The sequence below is a fragment of the Variovorax sp. 10N432 genome, from assembly GCF_056394465.1.
The window spans coordinates 1-1,395 of the sequence record NZ_JBFTHX010000113.1; the positions used below are offsets into that span (position 1 = coordinate 1).

General features: G+C 64.4%; 1 protein-coding gene and 1 pseudogene. Both read left to right on the forward strand.

Annotated features, from left to right (window positions below):
• Positions 1 to 540: pseudogene (gene sucC, locus AC1DF3_RS36850) on the forward strand (succinate--CoA ligase subunit beta); the annotation flags it as partial.
• A 10-nt stretch (positions 541 to 550) separates the two neighbouring features.
• Positions 551 to 1,395: succinate--CoA ligase subunit alpha (gene sucD, locus AC1DF3_RS36855; protein WP_478142792.1), on the forward strand; the 845-nt coding region annotated here is incomplete at its 3' end.

A 1,395-nucleotide genomic window follows, 5' to 3' on the forward strand; every position in this document is an offset into this window, starting at 1 on the left:
ATCATGGCGCTCGACGCCAAGTTCAACTTCGACAGCAACGCGCTGTTCCGCCACCCCGAGATCGTCGCCCTGCGCGACCTCGACGAGGAAGACGCGGCCGAAGTCGAAGCCAGCAAGTTCGACCTCGCCTACATCAGCCTCGACGGCAACATCGGCTGCCTGGTGAACGGCGCCGGCCTGGCCATGGCGACCATGGACACCATCAAGCTGTTCGGCGGCGAGCCGGCCAACTTCCTCGACGTGGGYGGCGGCGCCACCCCCGAGAAGGTSACCGARGCCTTCAAGATCATGCTGAAGAACAAGAACGTCGAGGCCATCCTSGTCAACATCTTCGGCGGCATCATGAAGTGCGACACCATCGCCACCGGCGTGATCGCGGCYTGCAAGGCSGTGAACCTGCAAGTGCCGCTGGTSGTGCGCATGAAGGGCACCAACGAAGTCGAGGGCAAGAAGCTGCTGGCCGATTCGGGCCTGCCGATCATCAGCGCCGACACGATGGCGGAAGCCGCTCAGAAGGTCGTTGCGGCCGTCGCCAAGTAAGGAACAAGTCATGTCGATCTACATCAACAAAGACACCAAGGTCATCACGCAAGGCATCACCGGCAAGACCGGCCAGTTCCACACGGAAAARTGCCAGGAATACGCGAACGGCAAGAACTGCTTCGTGGCCGGCGTGAACCCGAAGAAGGCCGGYGAGTCGATCTTCAACATCCCGATCTACGCCTCSGTCAAGGAAGCGGCCTCGCAGACCGGCGCCACCGTGTCGGTGATCTACGTGCCGCCGGCCGGCGCCGCCGCCGCCATCTGGGAAGCGGTCGAGGCCGACCTCGACATGGCGATCTGCATCACCGAAGGCATCCCGGTCCGCGACATGCTCGAAGTGCGCAACAAGATGCGCGCCAAGGAAGCCGCCGGCGGCAAGAAGACGCTGCTGCTCGGCCCSAACTGCCCCGGCCTGATCACGCCCGACGAGATCAAGATCGGCATCATGCCCGGCCACATCCACCGCAAGGGCCGCATCGGCGTGGTCAGCCGCTCCGGCACGCTGACCTATGAAGCCGTGGCCCARCTCACCGAGATCGGCCTGGGCCAATCGTCGGCGGTCGGCATCGGCGGCGACCCGATCAACGGCCTGAAGCACATCGACGTCATGAAGGCCTTCAACGAAGACCCCGACACCGACGCCGTCATCATGATCGGCGAAATCGGCGGCCCCGACGAAGCCGAAGCGGCGCGCTGGTGCAAGGACAACATGAAGAAGCCGATCGTCGGTTTCATCGCCGGCGTCACGGCGCCTCCCGGCAAGCGCATGGGCCACGCCGGTGCGCTGATTTCCGGCGGCGCCGACACGGCGGATGCCAAGCTGGCGATCATGGAAGAGAGCGGATTCACGGT